14 protein-coding genes are annotated in these 18424 nt (G+C 67.1%); 3 read left to right on the top strand and 11 right to left on the bottom strand.

Features of this window, described 5'->3' with window-relative positions:
• Positions 1-272 precede the first annotated feature (272 nt).
• On the top strand, positions 273-887 hold the full coding sequence (locus ACZ4WQ_RS20585; RefSeq protein ID WP_398371695.1) for a type IV toxin-antitoxin system AbiEi family antitoxin domain-containing protein: 615 nt from the start codon (positions 273-275) through the stop codon (positions 885-887).
• Positions 887-1786, top strand: coding sequence for a nucleotidyl transferase AbiEii/AbiGii toxin family protein (locus ACZ4WQ_RS20580; protein ID WP_398371693.1), 900 nt, complete (start codon positions 887-889; stop codon positions 1784-1786). Before ACZ4WQ_RS20585 ends, ACZ4WQ_RS20580 begins: the two co-directional genes overlap by 1 nt.
• A gap of 560 nt (positions 1787-2346) precedes the next feature.
• On the opposite strand, the gene ACZ4WQ_RS20575 is transcribed toward ACZ4WQ_RS20580, so the two are convergent.
• From ACZ4WQ_RS20575 to ACZ4WQ_RS20560, 4 genes are all read right to left on the bottom strand, one after another.
• Complete coding sequence (locus ACZ4WQ_RS20575) at positions 2347-5199, bottom strand: helix-turn-helix transcriptional regulator (protein WP_398371691.1); 2853 nt, start codon at positions 5197-5199, stop codon at positions 2347-2349.
• A 144-nt stretch (positions 5200-5343) separates the two neighbouring features.
• Positions 5344-5715 carry a cupin domain-containing protein gene (locus ACZ4WQ_RS20570; RefSeq protein ID WP_358847374.1) on the bottom strand — a complete coding sequence of 124 codons (372 nt, stop codon included), beginning with the start codon at positions 5713-5715 and terminating at the stop codon, positions 5344-5346.
• A gap of 335 nt (positions 5716-6050) precedes the next feature.
• Positions 6051-6524, bottom strand: a complete 474-nt coding sequence (locus ACZ4WQ_RS20565) for a carboxymuconolactone decarboxylase family protein (protein WP_311730343.1) — start codon at positions 6522-6524, stop codon at positions 6051-6053.
• A 131-nt stretch (positions 6525-6655) separates the two neighbouring features.
• A complete protein-coding gene (locus ACZ4WQ_RS20560; RefSeq protein ID WP_385344298.1) occupies positions 6656-7597 on the bottom strand; it encodes a sigma-70 family RNA polymerase sigma factor in 942 nt (313 codons plus the stop codon).
• 500 nt (positions 7598-8097) lie between these two features.
• Between ACZ4WQ_RS20560 and ACZ4WQ_RS20555 the strand changes: the two genes are divergently transcribed.
• Entirely contained in the window at positions 8098-9798 is a 1701-nt protein-coding gene (locus ACZ4WQ_RS20555) for an L-aspartate oxidase (protein WP_311730392.1), read from the top strand.
• A gap of 230 nt (positions 9799-10028) precedes the next feature.
• On the opposite strand, the gene qcrB is transcribed toward ACZ4WQ_RS20555, so the two are convergent.
• From qcrB to ACZ4WQ_RS20520, 7 genes are all read right to left on the bottom strand, one after another.
• Positions 10029-11654: a cytochrome bc1 complex cytochrome b subunit gene (gene qcrB / locus ACZ4WQ_RS20550; RefSeq protein ID WP_398371852.1), complete on the bottom strand. Its 1626-nt coding sequence runs from the start codon at positions 11652-11654 to the stop codon at positions 10029-10031.
• 29 nt (positions 11655-11683) lie between these two features.
• Complete coding sequence (locus tag ACZ4WQ_RS20545) at positions 11684-13039, bottom strand: NAD(P)/FAD-dependent oxidoreductase (RefSeq protein ID WP_311730345.1); 1356 nt, start codon at positions 13037-13039, stop codon at positions 11684-11686.
• 246 nt (positions 13040-13285) lie between these two features.
• Complete coding sequence (locus ACZ4WQ_RS20540) at positions 13286-14002, bottom strand: DUF624 domain-containing protein (protein ID WP_311730347.1); 717 nt, start codon at positions 14000-14002, stop codon at positions 13286-13288.
• A gap of 10 nt (positions 14003-14012) precedes the next feature.
• Positions 14013-14957, bottom strand: coding sequence for a carbohydrate ABC transporter permease (locus ACZ4WQ_RS20535; protein WP_385344291.1), 945 nt, complete (start codon positions 14955-14957; stop codon positions 14013-14015).
• Positions 14954-15856 carry a carbohydrate ABC transporter permease gene (locus tag ACZ4WQ_RS20530; RefSeq protein WP_311730349.1) on the bottom strand — a complete coding sequence of 301 codons (903 nt, stop codon included), beginning with the start codon at positions 15854-15856 and terminating at the stop codon, positions 14954-14956. Before ACZ4WQ_RS20530 ends, ACZ4WQ_RS20535 begins: the two co-directional genes overlap by 4 nt.
• The gene (locus ACZ4WQ_RS20525; RefSeq protein ID WP_311730350.1) at positions 15853-17103 is read right to left on the bottom strand and encodes an ABC transporter substrate-binding protein; all 1251 of its coding nucleotides are present in this window, start codon (positions 17101-17103) and stop codon (positions 15853-15855) included. Before ACZ4WQ_RS20525 ends, ACZ4WQ_RS20530 begins: the two co-directional genes overlap by 4 nt.
• Positions 17104-17234: 131 nt before the next feature.
• Positions 17235-18254 carry a hydroxyacid dehydrogenase gene (locus ACZ4WQ_RS20520; protein WP_311730351.1) on the bottom strand — a complete coding sequence of 340 codons (1020 nt, stop codon included), beginning with the start codon at positions 18252-18254 and terminating at the stop codon, positions 17235-17237.
• Positions 18255-18424 lie beyond the last annotated feature (170 nt).

The raw sequence follows: 18424 nt of genomic DNA, 5'->3' as shown, positions 1-18424 counted from the left end.
TCGTGTCTTTCAGCGCTGTCGGGGCCTTCCCTGCTGACGCGGCGGAACGTCCCCGGAACCTCCCTGCGACAGGCATGAAAGCCCCTGAAGAGTTCCTGGGGAAATCCTCTCGAGACGGGTGCCTGACCTGGAGGTTCGTGGCACTCACCGCACGCCGGACCACCGCCGTCCGAGCGGCGTCAAAGGGCACGCGCCGTCACCCCGACGTCACCGCGCCGACAGGCTGTATCAAATCGATCCCCTCCGAGGGATTTGTGGGTACCATTTGATACATGAATGCCGTGGAAAGCTCGCGCCTGGAGCAACGGCTGGCCGGACTCTCCGCCACCTTCACCACAGCACAGGCGCGTCAGGCTTTGCTGTCACCCCGCGACCTGGCGTCCCTGGTTGCGACGGGGGAAATAGACGAACTGTCCCGTGGCGTGTATCGGCGGGCCGACGCACCGGAGACCGCGTATGCGGACCTCTTGGCCGTGTGCGCACGAGCCCCTCGCGCGGTCGTGTGCGGTGAGTCAGCCCTGGCCCTGCACGAACTGATCGACGACATCCCCTCAGCAGTGCACATCGCCGTGCCACGGGGTTCACGCCGCCCCACGATCTCCTATCCGCCGACCGTAGTGGCCCAGTACGCCGCCAAGACCTTCAGCCTCGGCATCGAACAGTTCGAAGCAGCGCCGGGAGAGACGATCCCCATGTACAGCCCCGCCCGCAGCGTCGTCGACGCGATGCGACATCGCAGCCGCATCGGCGAGACCCTCGCCCTGTCCGCGCTCGGCCGCTACCTACGCCGCAACGGGCGTGGCGGAGTCAGTGAACTCCAGGACATCGCCCGCGAATTGGGCGCGCTGTCCGTCGTCCGCCCCGCCGTAGAGGCGGTGCTCGCCTGATGGTCAACCCGACTCGCGACACCACCGCCGGCCGGGTCTACAACGACCTGCGCAACCTGGCCCGCCGCAGCGGCCGGTCCACCGACGAGACCATGGTCGAGTACGTACTCGAACGCTTCCTCTACCGCTTGTCCGCATCGCCCCTCGGCCAGGAACACTTCGTCCTCAAGGGCGGCCTATTGCTCGCCCAGTTCGGCGCCCGCCGGATGACCCGTGACATCGACATCCTCGGCCGCGCGTTTCCCGCCGACGAAGCCGAGATCATCCGCAGGATCGCCACGATCTCCGGCACCGAGGTCGACGACGGAGTCACATTCGACCCCACGACGCTCAAGACCGTTCCCATCCGCGAGGAAGACGAGTACCACGGTCTGCGCCTGTCCATGGCCGCGTCCATCGCCCGCGCACGGCTGAAGCTCCAACTGGATGTCAGCTTCGGCGACCCCATCACTCCTGCACCACAGACCATTGACTACCCGCAACAGCTCACGTCGGAGAGCTTTGAGATCCTCGGCTACCCGATCGCCACCGTCATCGCCGAGAAACTCTCCACCGCGGTCTCGCTCGGCGACCTCAACACCCGCGACCGGGACTACGCCGACCTGTACCGCCTGATCGCCCTCAACAACCTCGACGGCGAAGAACTCACCATGGCGCTGGCCGCCACCGCCGCCCACCGCAGCATCACTCTGAAGCCTCTCAGCACGGCAATCACAGACCTCGCCGAGCGCCGCCAAACCTCCTACACCGCCTGGCGCCGCCGACAGGGCCCCACCATGGTCGGCCTCCCGGAGCTCTTCACGGAGGTGGTCCGGCAGGTCACCGCCTTCGCGGAACCCTTGCTGACAGGGGATGCCGCTACCCGCACTTGGGATGCGACAGTCCGCACTTGGGCCTGAATCAACAACGGCGCAAGGCCTCGGCAGACCGCACACGCGTATCCATGAGCCCAGCGTGCCCATCAACGCGGCGCTCCCATGACGGCGGAATGCCTGAGCCGAAGATTGGCACCTCCCGACAAGAGCGGGCATCTGTCACCAGCATGTCCGAGGCCGCCACAGTAGCGATTTCTCGGTTCATAAACCCCGTTCCGGATGCTCCACGGCCGCCCGCGTTGCACCATCGCTGCGCCAATCGCCTCCCTTCAGCCCCCTGCTGCCTGAGGGCCGGTCCCAGATCGCCCAGTACCGGCAGGTCGGCGGGCTGAGTAAGGTCACGCCCGTGATCAAAAGCGGCCGATATCTCGGTCAAGTACAAGGAGGCGGCGCGGGGCGGGCTCGCGGTGAACGTCATCGAGTGCTGAGGGGATGGGCCCTGACCAGTGCGTTCGTGTCTTTCAGCGCTGTCAGGGCCTTCCCTGCTGACGCGGCGGAACGTCCCCGGAAAGCCCCCGGGGAATCCCCTCGAGACGGGCGTGGGCGAAGGTCCGATCCGCCCGGTCCGCCGTCAAGGGCAGCGCTCAGTCCGCCCCGTCGGCGATGCCACCGCGTTCGACCGCCAGCCGGGTCAGTTCGACTCGCGTGTTGATGCCGAGCTTGGCGAAGATGTGCCTCATGTGTGTGTTGACGGTGTGTACAGACACGTAGAGCCGATCGGCGATGGCCCGGTTGGTCAGGCCGTCCACGACGAGCGGAATCAGTTTCCGCTCGGACTCGGTCAGGTTTCCCCACTCCGCGAGGCTCGTCGTGTGCTGTTGTACGGCGCCGGTGCGCACGCCGATTCGCCGCAGGCGCCGCCTGATCCGTTCGTGATCGCGTAGGGCGTCCGAGGCCGACGCAAGCTGACTTGCTTCTTCGAAGTACGGGATGGCCGACGTCGTATCAGCAGACGCGGCCATGAGCTCGCCGAGGTCCTCGCAGGCCGCGGCCAGGGCCAGCGGCCTGCCGGTGCTCCGGTAGGCGGTGATGGCGGACGCGAGTGCGCGTTGGTCGCCGTGGATCAGACCGTCCACATGGGCGCGGGCCGCACTGATGATCTGTTGGCTGTCGTCCTGTGCGGTCAGCCTGCGCAGCGCGCCGGACACGGTCCGCGCGACCGATGGGTCCCCGCCGCGCAGCGCGATACGTACGATCGCGGGCCAGTGGGACGGAGGTACCGCAAGCAACCGCGCCGGCTCACGGTCGCCGAAGCTGCCCGCGAGTGCCGCTGCCGCCGCGGCTCCCCGGCCCTCCGCGTCCGCGAGACAGGCACGCGCGAGCGACACCCAGAGGCCGTAGCGCTGCGTCTTCGTGCCGGGATCCGCTTCGACGGCGCGGAGATGACCCCTGGCCCTGGCGAGGTCACCACGTCTGACCTCCACCAACGCCAGTACGGAGCGGGCCCGCGGATTCGGCTGAGTGATCTCGAGTTCGGCCGCCACCGCCAGACTGGTTTCGGCCTCCACCGCCGCGTCGTCCAGCGCTCCCTGTTCGAGCAGCGAGCAGGCACGGCTGAGATGCCAGTGGGGAAGTGACCATCCGAGGCCCAGCGCCTCCGCCTCGCGCTGTCCCTCCCGCAGGATCCGCCCGGTGTCCGCGAGCCGGTCGGTGGCGGTCAGCACCGTCGCAAGCCACAGCGCCGGGATCCGCGGGGGCCGCAGATAGAGCACGGCGGACTCCGCGCCGGCGCGAGCGGCCGCCGCCTCGGCCAGCTCGAGGGCGCGGGCAAGACGCCCGCGGTAGAAGAACGTCTGCGACTGGAACACCATGGCACTGACGACGAGGGCCGGATCATGGCTGCGGTAGGCGGCCTCGACGAGCCCGGTGTCGGTCTGCTCGGCGGCGGTGATGTCCCCGAGGTATATGTGGCTCGTCGCCTTGGTCTTCAGCAGCCGGATGCGCAGATCGGGCGGAAGCGCGGGAAGGTCCAGGCCCTGCTGGAGGTGTGTCATCGCGGCGGCGTCGTCGCCCACGGCCTGGTGGATCTCGGCGGCCACCAGGCGTAGGCGCGCCTCCTGCAACGGCTCGAGACCGTCCGAAAGGGTGGCGTCGACCAGGGCGAGCGCCTCGTGAACCCGGCGAGTCCGGCCGAGATACTCGGCGGCGTCGGTGAGCAGGGCGATTCGACGCCGGTCGTGCGGGGGCAGCAGGCCGGCGATTCGCTGAGCGAAGTCGGCAGCCGCGTCGGGGGCCGTCGACGACAGTTCCCGTACGGCGGTGTGCACCGTGGTCACGGAGTCCTCGTCGACCGGGCCGCCCGACATCACCACGTGCCAGGCCACTTCCGCCGACCTTGCCCCGGTGACGCGCAGGAGGTCAGCCGCCTCCCGGTGCAGCGCGGTGCGTACGGCCAAAGGCAGGTTCTCGTGGACAGCCTGCCGTATGAGGTCGTGGCGGAACGCGAGTCGCGGGCCGTCGGCCAGGAGCGCGCCGGCGGTCCGGGCGGCCTCGACACCCGACAGCAGGCTGCCGACCGGCCTGCCGAGCATCCGGGCGGCCGTGCCGAGGTCGAATTCGTGGCCGAGAACGGACCCGATCTGGAGCAGTCGCACGGCATCCTCCGGGAGCCGGGCCAGACGCGAGGCGACAGTCAGCCGGAAACCGGCGGGGATGCCCTCGTGCAGGAGTGTCGCCACTCCCCCCTCCACTTTGATCGCATCCGTGTCGGCAAAAGCGCGTACCAGTTCGGTCGCCAGGAACGGGTTGCCCGCGACGCCGCGCAGCGCCTTGGCCAGACCGGGTGACGGCTTCGCCCCGAGCATGTCGGCGGCGATGCGCTCCAACTCCTGAAGCGGCAGGGGGCCGAGGGCCAGCCAACGGGCTCCGAGGTGTTCGAACTCCTCCCGCACCCTGGCGACGGTCGGCCGCTCGGTCTCCGGCCGCACCGCCAGCACCCACAGGATCCGTGAGGCGGCCAGCCGTCCAGGCAGGGTACGCAGCACGAAGAGCGTAGCCGGATCGGCCCACTGCGCGTCGTCCACGAGCACGGCCAGCGGCCCGCGGCGGGCCCGGTCCTCCAGGGCGTCCGCGATGCTGTCCAGCAACCAGAGCCGCTGGTCGTCGGCGGACGGGGCGGCATGGTCGAAATCGTCGGAGGACAGCAGCGCGGACCGCAAGGCGGCTCCTGCGGCGTACTGGTCGAGCTCGTCGGCCCGTAGAGACACCACATCGAAGCCGAGCCGCCGCGCCAGTGCGTCCAGCTCCGCGAGCAGGCGGCTCTTGCCGACACCACGCGCGCCTTCTACGACGACACAGGCACCCCACCCGTCACGCACCGAGCCCAGGGTCTCACGGAGAGCGGTAACCTCGCGGCCTCGGCCCCTCAGGCGCAGCCCGGTCACGGCCCGGTTCTCGCGCCCGCGGACCCGGCCACCCGCGGGGTCTGTGCTGCGCATGGGTCAAGCATGCCGCACAGCCATATGCCCCCTCAACGCCGGTACCTCTGGCATCGCCCGTGATTGCCCCTTTCACCCGGCGCTTCTCGGCCCCCGCGCCGCCCTCTCACCCTGCCGCGGACGGCCTGCGCAAGCGAGGCCGGGTCAGTCGGTGGGCCTCGGGGCGCGCAGGTGGGCCCGCTCCTCCAGTTCCTCGTCGTCGACCAGCGTGAGCATCGGCTGGCCCGGCGCGCACATCATGAACACGATGTACTTGGCCGGCGCGTCCGACGACGCGTTGCCGTTCTGATAGTGGATCACGTCGCCGCCAGGCTCCCAGAATGTCTCCCCAGCCTTGATCACGTGCTCCGCCTCGCCCTCGAGCTCCCACCGGACCGCGCCCTCGATCACGTAGCCGAAACAGGGCCCCGAGTGACGGTGTGGAGGAGTCCCGGGGTCACCGGGGGGCCACTCGACAAGGACGGTCATCCCCGAAGCGCCCTCGGGAATGAAGGGCGGCTTGACGTCCGCCAGCATCTTGGGTCCAAGCCCGCTCACTGATTCCATCCCGTGCTCGTGCACTGTGCTGTACCTCCGTAGGCTTGCCCGGAACGGACGATCTCGCGTCGCCGATTCCGGGCTCGGGCAACTTGCCTCACCATGGAGACAGAGCACGGCCCGCATCTGTGACACGCCGACGGCTGAAGCGTTCGGGGCGTACCGCGTACGCCTGGGCCAAGGATGACGGCCCGCTGCCGGCGCACCAGGGCAGCAATACCGAGACGCCGGAAGCCCGCCTCCCCGCTCGAGGTCGGGGCGACGGGGAGACGGGGAGACGGACGTACACATCCGGCCGGGCCGGACGTCCTGACTCAGCCGAACTGGCCGACCTTGTAGCCGCCGGCCGGCTGCCGGTTGATGATGTTGATGCGGTTGTAGCTGTTGATGACAGCGATGAGGGAGATCAGCGCGACGAGCTGGTCCTCGTCGTAGTGCTTGGCGGCGTTCGCCCAGGCCTCGTCCGTGACCCCACCGGCAGCGTCCGTGATTCGGGTGCCCTGCTCGGCCAGTTCCAGCGCGGCGCGTTCGGCCTCGGTGAAGACCGTCGCCTCCCGCCAGGCGGCGATCAGGTTGAGCCGCACCGAGGTCTCCCCGGCGTGGGCGGCCTCTGTGGTGTGCATGTCGGTGCAGAAGCCGCAGCCGTTGATCTGGCTGGCCCGGATCTCCACCAGATGCCGAGTGGCGACCGGCAGCGCGGAGTCCGACAACACCTTGCTGGCCGAGTTGATGTGCTTCAGCACCTTGGCGGCGACGGCATTGCCGTAGTAGTTGAGACGCGATTCCATGGGATCTCCTTGGCTGAGTTGCGCATACGCATGGTTCGGATGCAGATACACACCACTGACCGCACAACCCGGCAGGGCGTGACACCGAAGGTTTGTGATTCGGGTCTCCGCGGCCCTGCCCCGGTCACAGATCATCCGGTGGGGGCCCCGACGTGGGGCAGTGCGCGGGAGGCGTAGCGGAAACGCGTGCCAAGGAACGCGGCGATCTTGCTCTGGCTGAACACCCACATCACTCGGTGGATGCCTTCCCTGGACGCGGCCAGCGCCAAGATCGCAGAGGGCTCGCCGTCCCGGTAGATCATCACGCCCGTACAGCCGTTGGCATCGACCAGCCGCACATCCGCGTCCCGCCAAAACCGTGGATGGGCGGTCGCCAGGTTGGCGACACGCGCAGGACCCAGCACGGGTACCCGAGCGGCGCCCCGGATCCCGTTGCCGTCGGACAGACTGACGACATCCGGGGTCAGGAGGGCTTCCAGAGCGGCCACATCCCCCGTTCGCGCCGCCGAGACGAACGCGTTCAGAAGGCGTCGGTGCTCCGCCGCGTCCACGCTCCCCCGCTGTTCCTCCGACAGGCGCCTGCGAGCACGGCTCACGATCTTCCGCACATTGACGACACTGCGCCGAAGGATCTCAGCGATCTCGGGATATCCGTAATCGAACGCCTCACGCAATATGTACGCGGCCCGCTCAGCGGGGCTCAGCTTCTCCAACACCAGCAGCAGGGCCAGCTCCAGGACCTCACCACGCTGTGCACCCACCTCCGGATCCGCACTCGTGTCAACGGGCTCCGGCAACCACGGCCCGATATAGGTCTCCCGACGCACACGCGCCGACTGCGCAACATTGATGGCCAAACGGGTCGTCGCGCTCGAAAGAAAGGCCACCGGGCTCACCACCGCACAACGGTCGGTCTTCTGCCAGCGCAGCCACACCTCCTGCACCACGTCCTCGGCCTCGGCCACACTGCCGAGCACACGGTAGGCAATCCCGAAAAGACGCGGCCGACACTGCACAAACACAGAGACAGCCTTTTCAAGATCACTCGGTTTGGGGGACGGTTCGAGGTGCATGGTCCTGTGGTCTTCGCTGCGATCCGTGGCGGGCACTTCGTGGGCTCACAGCCCGACTATCGGTTCAAAACGTCCCTCAATACAAAGAGTGCATTCGCTTTCCCTGAATGGGAAGCATTTCTCGGTCACCCGACCAGAGTGGATCGGGCGCCATCGAAGCGCATCGCATAATCGAGTGATTTGAGCGGAGTCGCGCGACACTGGGGCGCATCGCATAAATGGGTGATTTGGGACTGCCGCCGGACTGACTCCGAGGTCACGGCGTGGATGTTGCTCCTATATCATGCAATCAGCGGACGAAACACCATGCTCCGGTCCAAGACCTCGTGGGCCGTCACGCTACGAGGACATCCACATGGCCGGTGACGGACGATGCCACCCGGCCCAGGAGCGCCGACACCGAAAGGTGTCACAGTTCCCCGGACGGTCTGGTCGTAGTGAGTGACAAACCCCGGCGATCGGAGTAGACCGTGGCTATCACGGAACAGCGTATTTCCACCATGGTGTTGGTGATCGGCACCGGAGGTGCGGGGCTACGGGCAGCAATCGAACTGGCCGAGATCGGCGTTGACGTCGTCGCGGTCGGCAAGCGCCCCAAGGCCGACGCTCATACGGCACTTGCTGCCGGAGGAATCAATGCGGCCTTGGGCACCATGGATCCCGAGGACAGCTGGCAGCAGCACGCCGCCGATACTCTCAAGGAGAGTTATCTGCTGGCCGATCCCCGCACCGTGCAGATCGTCACCCAGGGCGCCGCCCGAGGCATCGACGACCTGGAACGCTACGGCATGGCCTTCGCCAGGGAAGACGACGACCGCATCTCCCAGCGATTCTTCGGCGCACACAAGTTCCGGCGTACCGCCTTCTCCGGCGACTACACCGGTCTGGAAATCCAGCGGACGCTGATCAGACGCGCGGACCAGCTCAACATACCGGTGCTCGACGGCGTCTACATCACCCGGCTTCTGGTCCACGACGGGGCCGTTTTCGGCGCTTACGGCTTCGACCTCACCCGTGGAACGCGCTACCTGATCCATGCCGACGCCGTCATTCTCGCGGCGGGTGGCCACACCCGAATCTGGCGGCGCACGTCCTCGCGGCGCGACGAGAACACGGGCGACTCGTTCCGCCTGGCCGTGGATGCCGGAGCCCGGCTGCGCGACCCCGAGCTGGTTCAGTTCCACCCCTCCGGGCTCATCGAGCCGGAGAACGCGGCCGGCACCCTGGTCAGCGAGGCCGCCCGGGGTGAGGGCGGCATCCTGCGGAACGCGCTTGGGGAGCGGTTCATGAGCCGCTACGACCCAGCGCGCATGGAGCTGTCCACCCGCGACCGCGTGGCCCTGGCCTCCTACACCGAGATCAAGGAAGGGCGTGGGACGCCCAAGGGCGGAGTGTGGCTCGATGTCTCGCACCTGCCACGGCAGACGATCATGAACCGGCTTCCTCGGGTCTACCAGACGCTCATGGACCTTCAGATGCTGGATATCACCCGCGAACCGATCGAGATCGCGCCCACTGCGCACTACTCGATGGGTGGGGTATGGGTACGTCCCGCGGACCACAGCACCGACGTCCGTGGCCTGTACGCCATCGGTGAGGCGTCGAGTGGACTGCACGGCGCCAATCGCCTCGGGGGAAACAGCCTCATCGAGCTGCTGGTCTTCGGCCGCATCACGGGCCAGGCGGCCGCTGCCTACTCGGAGTCCCTGACCGCCCAGCCGCGGTCGGCGTCTGCCATCGCGCAGGCCCGCGCGGAGATCGACGATCTTCTCGCGGCCGACGGACGGGAGAACGTCCGCGCCCTGCAGCGCGCCATACGCAACACCATGACCGAGCATGCGGGAGTCGTACGCGACGAAGAAGGCCTGCGCGCCGGGCTGACGGAGCTCGCGGCGATCGAGAAGAGGATGGAGGACGTCGGCGTGCACCCGGACATCGCCGGCTTCCAGGATCTCGCACACGCCTTTGATCTCAAGTCCGCCGCCCTGTCAGCCAGGGCCACCCTCGAAGCGGCACTGGAGCGCCGCGAGACTCGCGGCTGCCACAACCGCAGCGACTACCCCGCCCTGGATCCCGCTCAGCAGGTCAATCTCGTCTGGTCCCCCACGACTGGTATCACCCGCGAGAGCATTCCGCCCATCCCGGACGAGATCTCCTCACTGATGGAAGAGGTCTCGACCGACGGAAAGCTTGCCGAATGACCTCGTACGGTATGAAGGGATACGCCATGGCGGCACGCCGGTCCGCTCACCTTCAGGCGCGTCAGGTGACCGCCTCCGGGGTCGCCACCTGAGCGAATGCAACAGCCGCACGGCCTCGCGGGGCCATATTCCCGGGCCCCGCGAAAGCCGGACGCCGCAGGCGGGTCGAGGTGACCCGCCCCGAAGCACCGCGCATGGTTCAGCGGCCGATCGACACGTGTACAGGGCGATCAGCGTCGGTGATTGCCGGTGATCTCCTTGTACTCCTGCGCGGTCGGCTTGGGGATCTGTGCGCCTTCGCCGTAGAAGCTCCGACTGAGCCTGGCACGCAGGCGTTGAGCAAGACGGGGTCCGGCACCCGGGTCTCCCGCGCCACCCGCAGCGCTGGAACCGATCGGCTTGTATTGCTCATGCTGTGTGAGAACGTGGAGTTGTTCTTGACTGAGCGGCTCGCGCACCTCGATGAATTCACCGTGTGGCAACCGCTTGATGATGCCGGTCTCGCGACCGTGCAGCACCTTGTCGCGATCTCTGCGCTGAAGACCGAGTGCCCACCGCTTCGTTACGGAATAGGCCAGAAACGGCACGATGACGAGGCCGACGCGAACTGCCCACGTCACTGATTCGACCGAGACATGGAAGCGAATGGCGATGATATCGTTCGCGGCACCGACCAGAGCCACCAGATAAAGGCTCAGCCATGCTACGCCGAGCGCCGTTCGCACAGGACGGTTGCGCGGTCTGTCGAGAAGATTCTGCTCACGGTCGTCACCGGTCACCCAGGACTCGATGAACGGGTATGCACCCATGGCAACGAAGAGGCCGGCGCCCGCCGCCAGTGGGATCAGGTTGTCCAGAGCCAGGGGGTGACCCCAGAAACCCACTTCCCATCCAGGCATGACCCGCAACAGCCCGTCCATTACGCCCATATACCAGTCGGGCTGCGAACCGGCCGAAACCTGGTCGGCACGGTAGGGACCGTACAGCCAGATCGGGTTGATCTGTGCCACCGCAGCGATGACGACGATGACACCGGCGACCAGAAAGAAAACTCCCGCGGACTTTACGGCGCGCACCTTGAACGGCAGCCCCACTACGTTCTTGTTACTCCGTCCCGCACCTGGATACTGCGCTTGCCTGTGGTAAAGAACCAGGAGCAGGTGAACTACGAGCAGCCCCACCATGAACGCAGGGATGAGCAGAACATGGATTGTGTTGAAGCGTGCCACCAGATCGGTTCCCGGGAACTCGCCTCCGAAGAGGAACATCGAGAGGTAGGTTCCGACCACCGGAATGGACAGGATTACCCCGTTGATGACCGCGATTCCGGTCCCAGAAAGAAGGTCACCCGGAAGGTCGTATCCGGTCAACCCCTCGAACATTCCAAGCACCAGCAGCAGGAATCCGAACAGCCAAGTGAATTCGCGAGGCTTGCGGAAAGCGCCCGTAAAGAATACACGCATCATATGGATGAGCATGGTGGCGAGAAATACCAGCGCCGCCCAGTGGTGGGCCTGCCGGATCAACAGACCGCCGCGAACGTCGAAGGAGATGTGCATAGTCGAATCGAATGCCTCAGAAACGATCCGCCCCTTCAGCGGCGCATAGCTTCCGTTGTACTCTATTTCATTCATTGACGGATGGAAGTACAGCGCCAGATACACGCCGGTAACAATGACGATGAAGAAGCTGTAGAGACAGATCTCTCCCAGTACGAACGACCAGTGATCCGGGAACGCCCTTCGCAGACCGGCCCTGAGGGGGCTGCGCACACCCCGTCGTCTGCCAGCCCATTCAGCGACCTTTTCCCCCTTGCCGCCTTTCTGTACTTCGCCCCCCGAACCTCCACCACTCATACCCTTACCACCATCCACGAACCACATGCTCATACGCTCGGGTAGTCGCTCGCCCGACTCTCGTCGGAGCGGTGCGGATCGGCGGCCGTGACGAACGCGTCCCGTGGATTCTCAACGGCGGCGAGGGAGACGAGATCCCTACCCCACAGTGCGGCAGTGAGCCATACCGCGAGAACACGGATCTTGCGCTCCCAGCTGGGCACAGCCAGGACGTGATAGCCCCGGTGCATCAGCCAGGCGGGAAATCCCCTGATGACGATGCGCTTGTACTGGAAAATGCCTCGTCCGAGGCCAAGCGTCGCTACCACTCCCAGACTGCTGTGGCGGTAGTTTCGGGTTCTGCCACCCTGGAGGCTTGCCGCGATGTTTTTCGCAAGTTGCTTGCCCTGCCGCACGGCGTGCTGGGCGTTCGGCACCGTGTGCGCCCCCGGTATGGGCGAAGCCAAGTCGGGAACAGCCGCATCGTCTCCGGCCGCCCACACATCCGGCACGGGTTCGCTGTCGGTACCCACACGGAGATCGGGCCGGACCACGAGCAGTCCCCGCCCGTCGACAGGCAGATCCGTGTGGTTGTGCACGACCGGATTCGAGGCGTTGCCGGCGGTCCAGACAATCAGCGCGGAATCGAATTCCTCTCCGCTGGAAAGCACGACATGGCCGTCTTCTACGGAGAGCAGCTGAGTGTTCAGGTGAACGTGCGCGCCACGGCGTTCCAAAGAGCGCACCACCCAGGCACCGGGCCCGTCTCCCACCTCGGGAAGGATTCGACCGCGGGCCTCAACCAGATGGAACGACAAATCGTCGAAGCTGAGTTCCGGGTAGAACTTGACCATCGCAGTCGCGAGCGACAGCAGTTCACCGAAGCCCTCGACGCCGGAAAACCCGCCGCCCACGAACGTGACGGTGAGCAGCTTTCGCCGCTCGGCACCAGGCGGCAGTGACGCGGCCTGGTCGAGCGCCGTCATGAGCCGGTCGCGTATGGCCACCGCCTCTTCCACGTGCTTCAGGCCTATCGCCTGCTGGGCCAGCCCGGGTATGGGGAAGGTGCGGGTCACGGCACCGGCAGTAACCACAAGGGTGTCGTATTGAAGTTCGTATTCCGCTCCGCTCACAGGCCGGACGGCCACCGTCCGGTCTGCGTGACGGACCTCGGTCACGGTCCCCGCAATCAGCCGGGTATTGCGCAGGTGTCGCCGCAACGACACGGCAGCGTGACGAGCCTCGACCGACCCAGCGGTCACCTCCGGCAGGAAGGGCTGGTACGTCATATAGGGACGCGGGTCGACAACTGTGACCCGTGCCTCACCCCTACGCAGCTTCTTCTCAAGGCCCCATGCGGCGTAGAAGCCCGCGTAGCCGCCACCGACAATCAAAATCTCACGCATTGGTCCCTCTGTTTGTTGTTCGACAACAGAAAGACCATGCGGGGCAGGACTGTGTGACACAGCCGTGGCGGTGGAGCCCCTCACCGGGTCGCCCGCGGGTGCGGCGCCGCTCAGCCGACGGGGCGGCGGCATGGGGTGCCGCCCTCGACCACTACGCTCATTTCGTGCCCGGGACTCGCTGCGTGACGTCCGCGCCGAACTGCCGGCCCGGCACGCGACCAGCCGCGCGATGACCGGGCACGCGTATCACCGCCCCGTACCGCCCCCGCCCCGCACCGACTCCAGCATGCCGTCGCAGTCGCGCCAGACGACGAACAGCGCGCAGCCCGGCACCACGGCGAGACCGAGCAGTGGGGCCTGGTTGACGAGCGCCAGGGACACGCCCAGCAGGCCGAGGTTCAGCAGCGCGAGCGGCCAGCGGCGCACCGACGCGTAGCAGGCCGCAAGCAGGGTGCGCCGGGAGACGGCCGGGTTTTCGGCCGGGTCCTGGGCCAGGCCGGCCATCGCGACGACTCCGGAGCTCAGGGCGAGGAGGATCACCACGGTCAGCAGCGGTGCCAGGGCCGACCCGAGGGCGGATCCCCAGAGGGCGGCCAGGTCGGCGGCCGCCACGGCGACCAGCAGCACGAAGGGGGTCCAGCCGAGGAGCGCCCGGGTGAACAGGCGCCGGTAGCCGCGGAACAGGTCGGCCACCGGCGCCCGCTCGTCGTCGGCGGCGCGCCTCAGGTAGGCGAACACCGCGGCGAGCGAGGGACCGGCCCCGAGCGAGAGCAGACCGAAGAAGACCGGGTACCGCCAGGGCTGGTGCTCGGCGGCCAGGGCCAGCAGCAGCGGCAGGTTGGTGACCGCCACGCCGAGGTTGACCACCAGGACCCGGTGGACATGGGACCAGATGAGATCCCAGGAGTCGTGGCCGACGTTCAGCCGGAGCCTGCGGCCGGTCGCTGGTGTCGGTGTGCTCATGCCCGCCACCTCACTTCATCCCGCTGGTGGAGATGCCCTGGACGAAGTACCGCTGGCCGAGCAGGAAGACCACCAGGATCGGCAGGACGGACAGCACCGAGCCGGTCATGATCATCGCGTACTCGGAGCTGTACATGCCCACGAACGACCGCAGGCCGAGCTGCACCGTCCACAGGTTGTTGTCCGTCAGATAGATGAACGGACCCATGTAGTCGTTCCAGGTGTTGACGAAGGTCAGCAGCGCCAGGCTGGCCAGCGCGGGCTTGGACAGCGGCAGCACGATCCGCGCCCAGATGCCGTACTCGCTCAGCCCGTCCAGCCGCGCGGCCTCGCTCATCTCGTCCGGGATGGTCAGGTAGTACTGGCGCATCAGGAAGACGCCGAACGCGCCGAACGCCTGGAGCAGGATCAGCGACAGGTGCGTGTTCACCAGGCCCAGCTTCTGCATGATGATGTACTGCGGCACCATGTACGCCTGCCACGGCACCGCGATGGTGGCGATGTAGGCGAGGAAGACGGCGTCGCGCCCGGGGAAGCGGACCTTGGCGAAGCCGTAGGCCGCGAAGCTCCCGGTCAGCACCTGGAGAGCGGTGATGACGACGCTGAGGAACAGCGAGTTCCCCATGTAGGTCCACAGCGGGATCTCGGTCCAGATGTCGGAGAAGTTCTCCCAGCGGAAGGACTCCGGGATCCACTGGATCGGGACCGTGAAGACCTCGTTGTCCGCCTTCAGCGAGGACACCAGCATCCATATGAACGGCACCAGGACCGCGGCCGAGAGCACCGTCAGCACCACGTACAGCAGGGCCCGGCCGAGGATCCGCCCCGGCCCGCCCGACCCGCCCGGCCCGGCCGGGCCCCGGCGGCGGGGCCCGGCGGGAGCGATGCCGCCGCGGCCACCCGGCCGCGACGGCTCGGCCGTCTTGCCGTCCTTCGGCAGCACGGTCGTCTTCATCGCTCGTTCCTCCGCTGGAATCGGAACTGGGTCACGGTGATGATCAGGACGATGAGGAACAACACCAGGGAGATGGCCGAGGAGTAGCCGAACCGGCCCTGGGTGATGCCCTCCCTGAAGATGAGCTGGGACAGCACCAGCGTGGAGCGGCCGGGGCCGCCCTCGGTCATGACCTGGACCAGGTCGAAGACCTTGAAGCTGGAGACGGTCAGCATGACCAGGACGAAGAAGGTCGTCGGCCGCAGGGACGGCACCGTGACATGCCAGAACCGCTTCCAGGCGCCCGCGCCGTCGACCCGTGCGGCCTCGTACAGCTCCGCCGGGATGGCCTGGAGCCCCGCCAGGTACAGCACCATGTAGTAGCCCATGTCCCGCCACACGCTGGTGATGATCACCGCGGGCAGCGCCCAGTCGGTGTCGGTGGTCCACCCCGGCGGATGGGCCATCCCCACGGCCTTCAGCAGCTGGTTCACCGGACCGGCGTCCGGGCTGAACAGCATGTTCCACACCACGGCCACCGCGACCAGCGAGGTGATGTAGGGGAAGAAGAAGGCCGTACGGAAGAAGGCGACACCGCGCAGCTTCTGGTTGAGCAGCACCGCGAGGCCCAGGGAGGCCGCCATGGTGAGCGGGATGTGCCCGGCCGCGTACCAGGAGGTGTTGGTCAGCGCCGTCCAGAAGTTGTCGTTGTCCCACATCCGGCGGAAGTTGTCGAACCCGATCCACTGGGGAGTGTTGTACGAGTTCCAGTCGGTGAACGCCAGCAGCAGCGTGGCGACCACCGGGACCAGGGTCAGGGCGGCGAAGCCCAGAAGGTTGGGGAGGATGAAGCTCCAGCCCACCAGCGCGGTGCGCCGCCGTCGCCGCTTGAGCGCCGTAGCGCCGGAGACCTCGCTCATTCGACTTCGGACTTCACACGGGACTCCATCTCCTGGATCCCCTTGTCGATGGACTTCTCACCGGACATCACCAGCTCGTGCTCCTCTTTGAGGATCTGGTCGATGTCCGAGGACTTCGGGCTGACCGGCATCTCCAGCTTGACCTCGTCCGGGCTCATGGCCTTCTTGGACAGGGCGTCGCTCGGCATGCCCTTGACGCCGAAGAAGTTCTTCATGACCGCGGCATCCGTGTAGGACGGAACGACGCCGACCTTGGCGATCGCGGCCGCTCCCTTGGGGCCGGAGGCCCACAGCACGAACTTCTTGGCCGCCTCGGAGTTCCTGGCCTTCTTGTTCACGGCGAAGGCGGTCGGGGAGCCGAAGCTGACCGTCTTACCGTTCGCGCTGGTCTGCGGCAGCGGTGCCATGCCCCAGTCGACGTCGTTCTTGCCCTCGGCCTTCAGCTGGAGCAGACGGGCCGCGAGCCAGGTGCCCATGGGCACCATCGCGGTCTTGCGGGTGGAGAACATCGCGTCGTAGGTGGTCTGCTGGGTCTTGGCCGTGGCGAACGGCATGACGGCTCCGGACTTCTGGAGGTCCAGGGCCACCTCGTACTGCTTCTTGAAGAACCCGTAGTCGCCGCTCAGCTGGTCCCCGCCGGTCTGCGCGGCGGCGATCGCCTGCACCACCGAGCGCCAGGTCTGGTGGTAGGTGCCGTAGACCTTGGAGGAGCCCGAACCGGTGGTGAGCTCCTTGGCCAGGTCGGCGTAGTCGGACCAGGTGAGCTTGGACAGGTCCGCGTCGCTCTTCTTGAGAAGGTCCTTGTTGTAGAAGAGGACCCAGAAGTCCTGCCGGTACGGCAGGGCGTAGTAGTCACCCTTGAGGTCGAAGGCGTCGAGGCCGGAGTACTTGGCCTTGTCGAGCTTGTTGGCGTCGGTGGTGAGCGACTGGAGCTGGCCGCGCGTGCCGTAGCGGGCGTAGTCGGTGACGTTCTTCATGGTCAGCACGTCGGTGCTGTCACCGCCGGAGAGCATGGTGGTGATCTTGTTGGAGTAGTCGGCGGAGAGGATGTCGACCGGCTGCACGTCGATGTCCTTGTTCTCGGCCTCGAAGCCGTCGATCAGCGCCTTGAACTCGGGGGTCTTCTCGTAGTCCCATACCGCGACCTTGACGATGGTCTTGCCGTCGGCGGTCTTGCCGCTGCCGCCGCTGCCGCCGCAGCCGACGGCGAACAGGGACAGCGCGACGGCCGCGGTCAGGCTTCTCACGGCACCTTTGCGGTTGCTTATCACGGGAGCGGCTCCTTGTGATGAGGGGTGTGTTGCGGGGGGCGTTGCGGGGGGGGGGTGGGTGTTGCGAGGTGTTCTGGTGGGAGGGCGGGGCTCAGGCGCTGAAGCGTTCAGGCGCTCAGGCCGAGCGCCAGCGCCTCCGCCGTGATCTCGGACTGGAGGGGCTGTCGCGCGATCCACCGGGCCAGCTCGTCCATGGCGTGGTCGGTGAGTCGCCCGATCTCCGTGCCGAGCGAGCCTGCGATATGCGGGGTGACCATCACGCTGGCCTGGCGCCTCAGCGGCGAGTCGAGGGGCAGGGGCTCGGGGTCGGTGACGTCGAGGATGGCGAAGAGGCGTCCGGAGGCGCACTCGGCGGCGAGCGCCTCGGAGTCGATGAGGCTGCCCCGCGCCGTGTTGATCACCGTCGCGTGATCGGGGAGCAGACCGAGCTGGTCGGCGCCGATCAGATGGTGGGTCTCCCGCAGTTCGGGAGCGTGCAGGGACAGTACGTCGACGCGCGGAAGCATCTCCTCCAGCGGGACCAGCGTGGCGCCCGCCCGCTTCACCTCCTCCGCGTCCGCGTAAGGGTCCGCGACCAGGCAGGTGGTGTCCCCGAGGATCTTGAGCAGGTCGACGACCTTGCGGCCGATCCGCGAGAAGCCCACGATCCCCACGGTCCGGCCGAAGTTCGACAGGTCGCCGTACCCCGTCACCGTGCCCCAGCCCTGGTAGGCGCGGTCCTCGTCGGCGGCGAGGAACGGGGCCTTCTTGCCGGCGAAGATGATGGCCGCCAGCGTGTACTCCGCGACCGGGATCGCGTTGGAGTCCGCGCCGCTGGTCACCCGGATCCCGCGGCGCCACACCTCCTCGCCGACCAGGCCCCGTACGCTCCCGGCGCAGTGCAGCACCGCCCGCAGCGCGGGGGCCGCGGCGACCCGCTCCGGCGTCAGCGTCGGCGCGCCCCAGGACGTCAGCATGACCTCCACCTCCGCCAGTCGCGCCCGCACCGCCGGCTGGTCGAGGTCGTCGGCCCAGACCGGGTCGCCCAGGGTCACCAGCTCCGCGAGGCGCGCGAGGCGGGCGGAGTCGAAGTGCGCGTCGAAGCTCTGCCTGTCCATGACGACCAGCGCTTGGGGTTTCGCCTGCACGGGCGTCGAGTCCTTCCCTAGGCCGGTCTGGACCGGCATCGTTCGCCATCTGGCGCGAAGTTGTTATGTCCTGCTAAATCCCGTGTTGCGTGGAACACATTGGAACCCGCTGAACACGTTGGAACAGGGATAGTGGGCAGCAGCACAGATTCGCTATAGAGCGAACACAA

The organism is Streptomyces sp. NPDC028305 (genome assembly GCF_055569495.1).
This window is presented reverse-complemented; position numbering and strand designations above follow the sequence as displayed.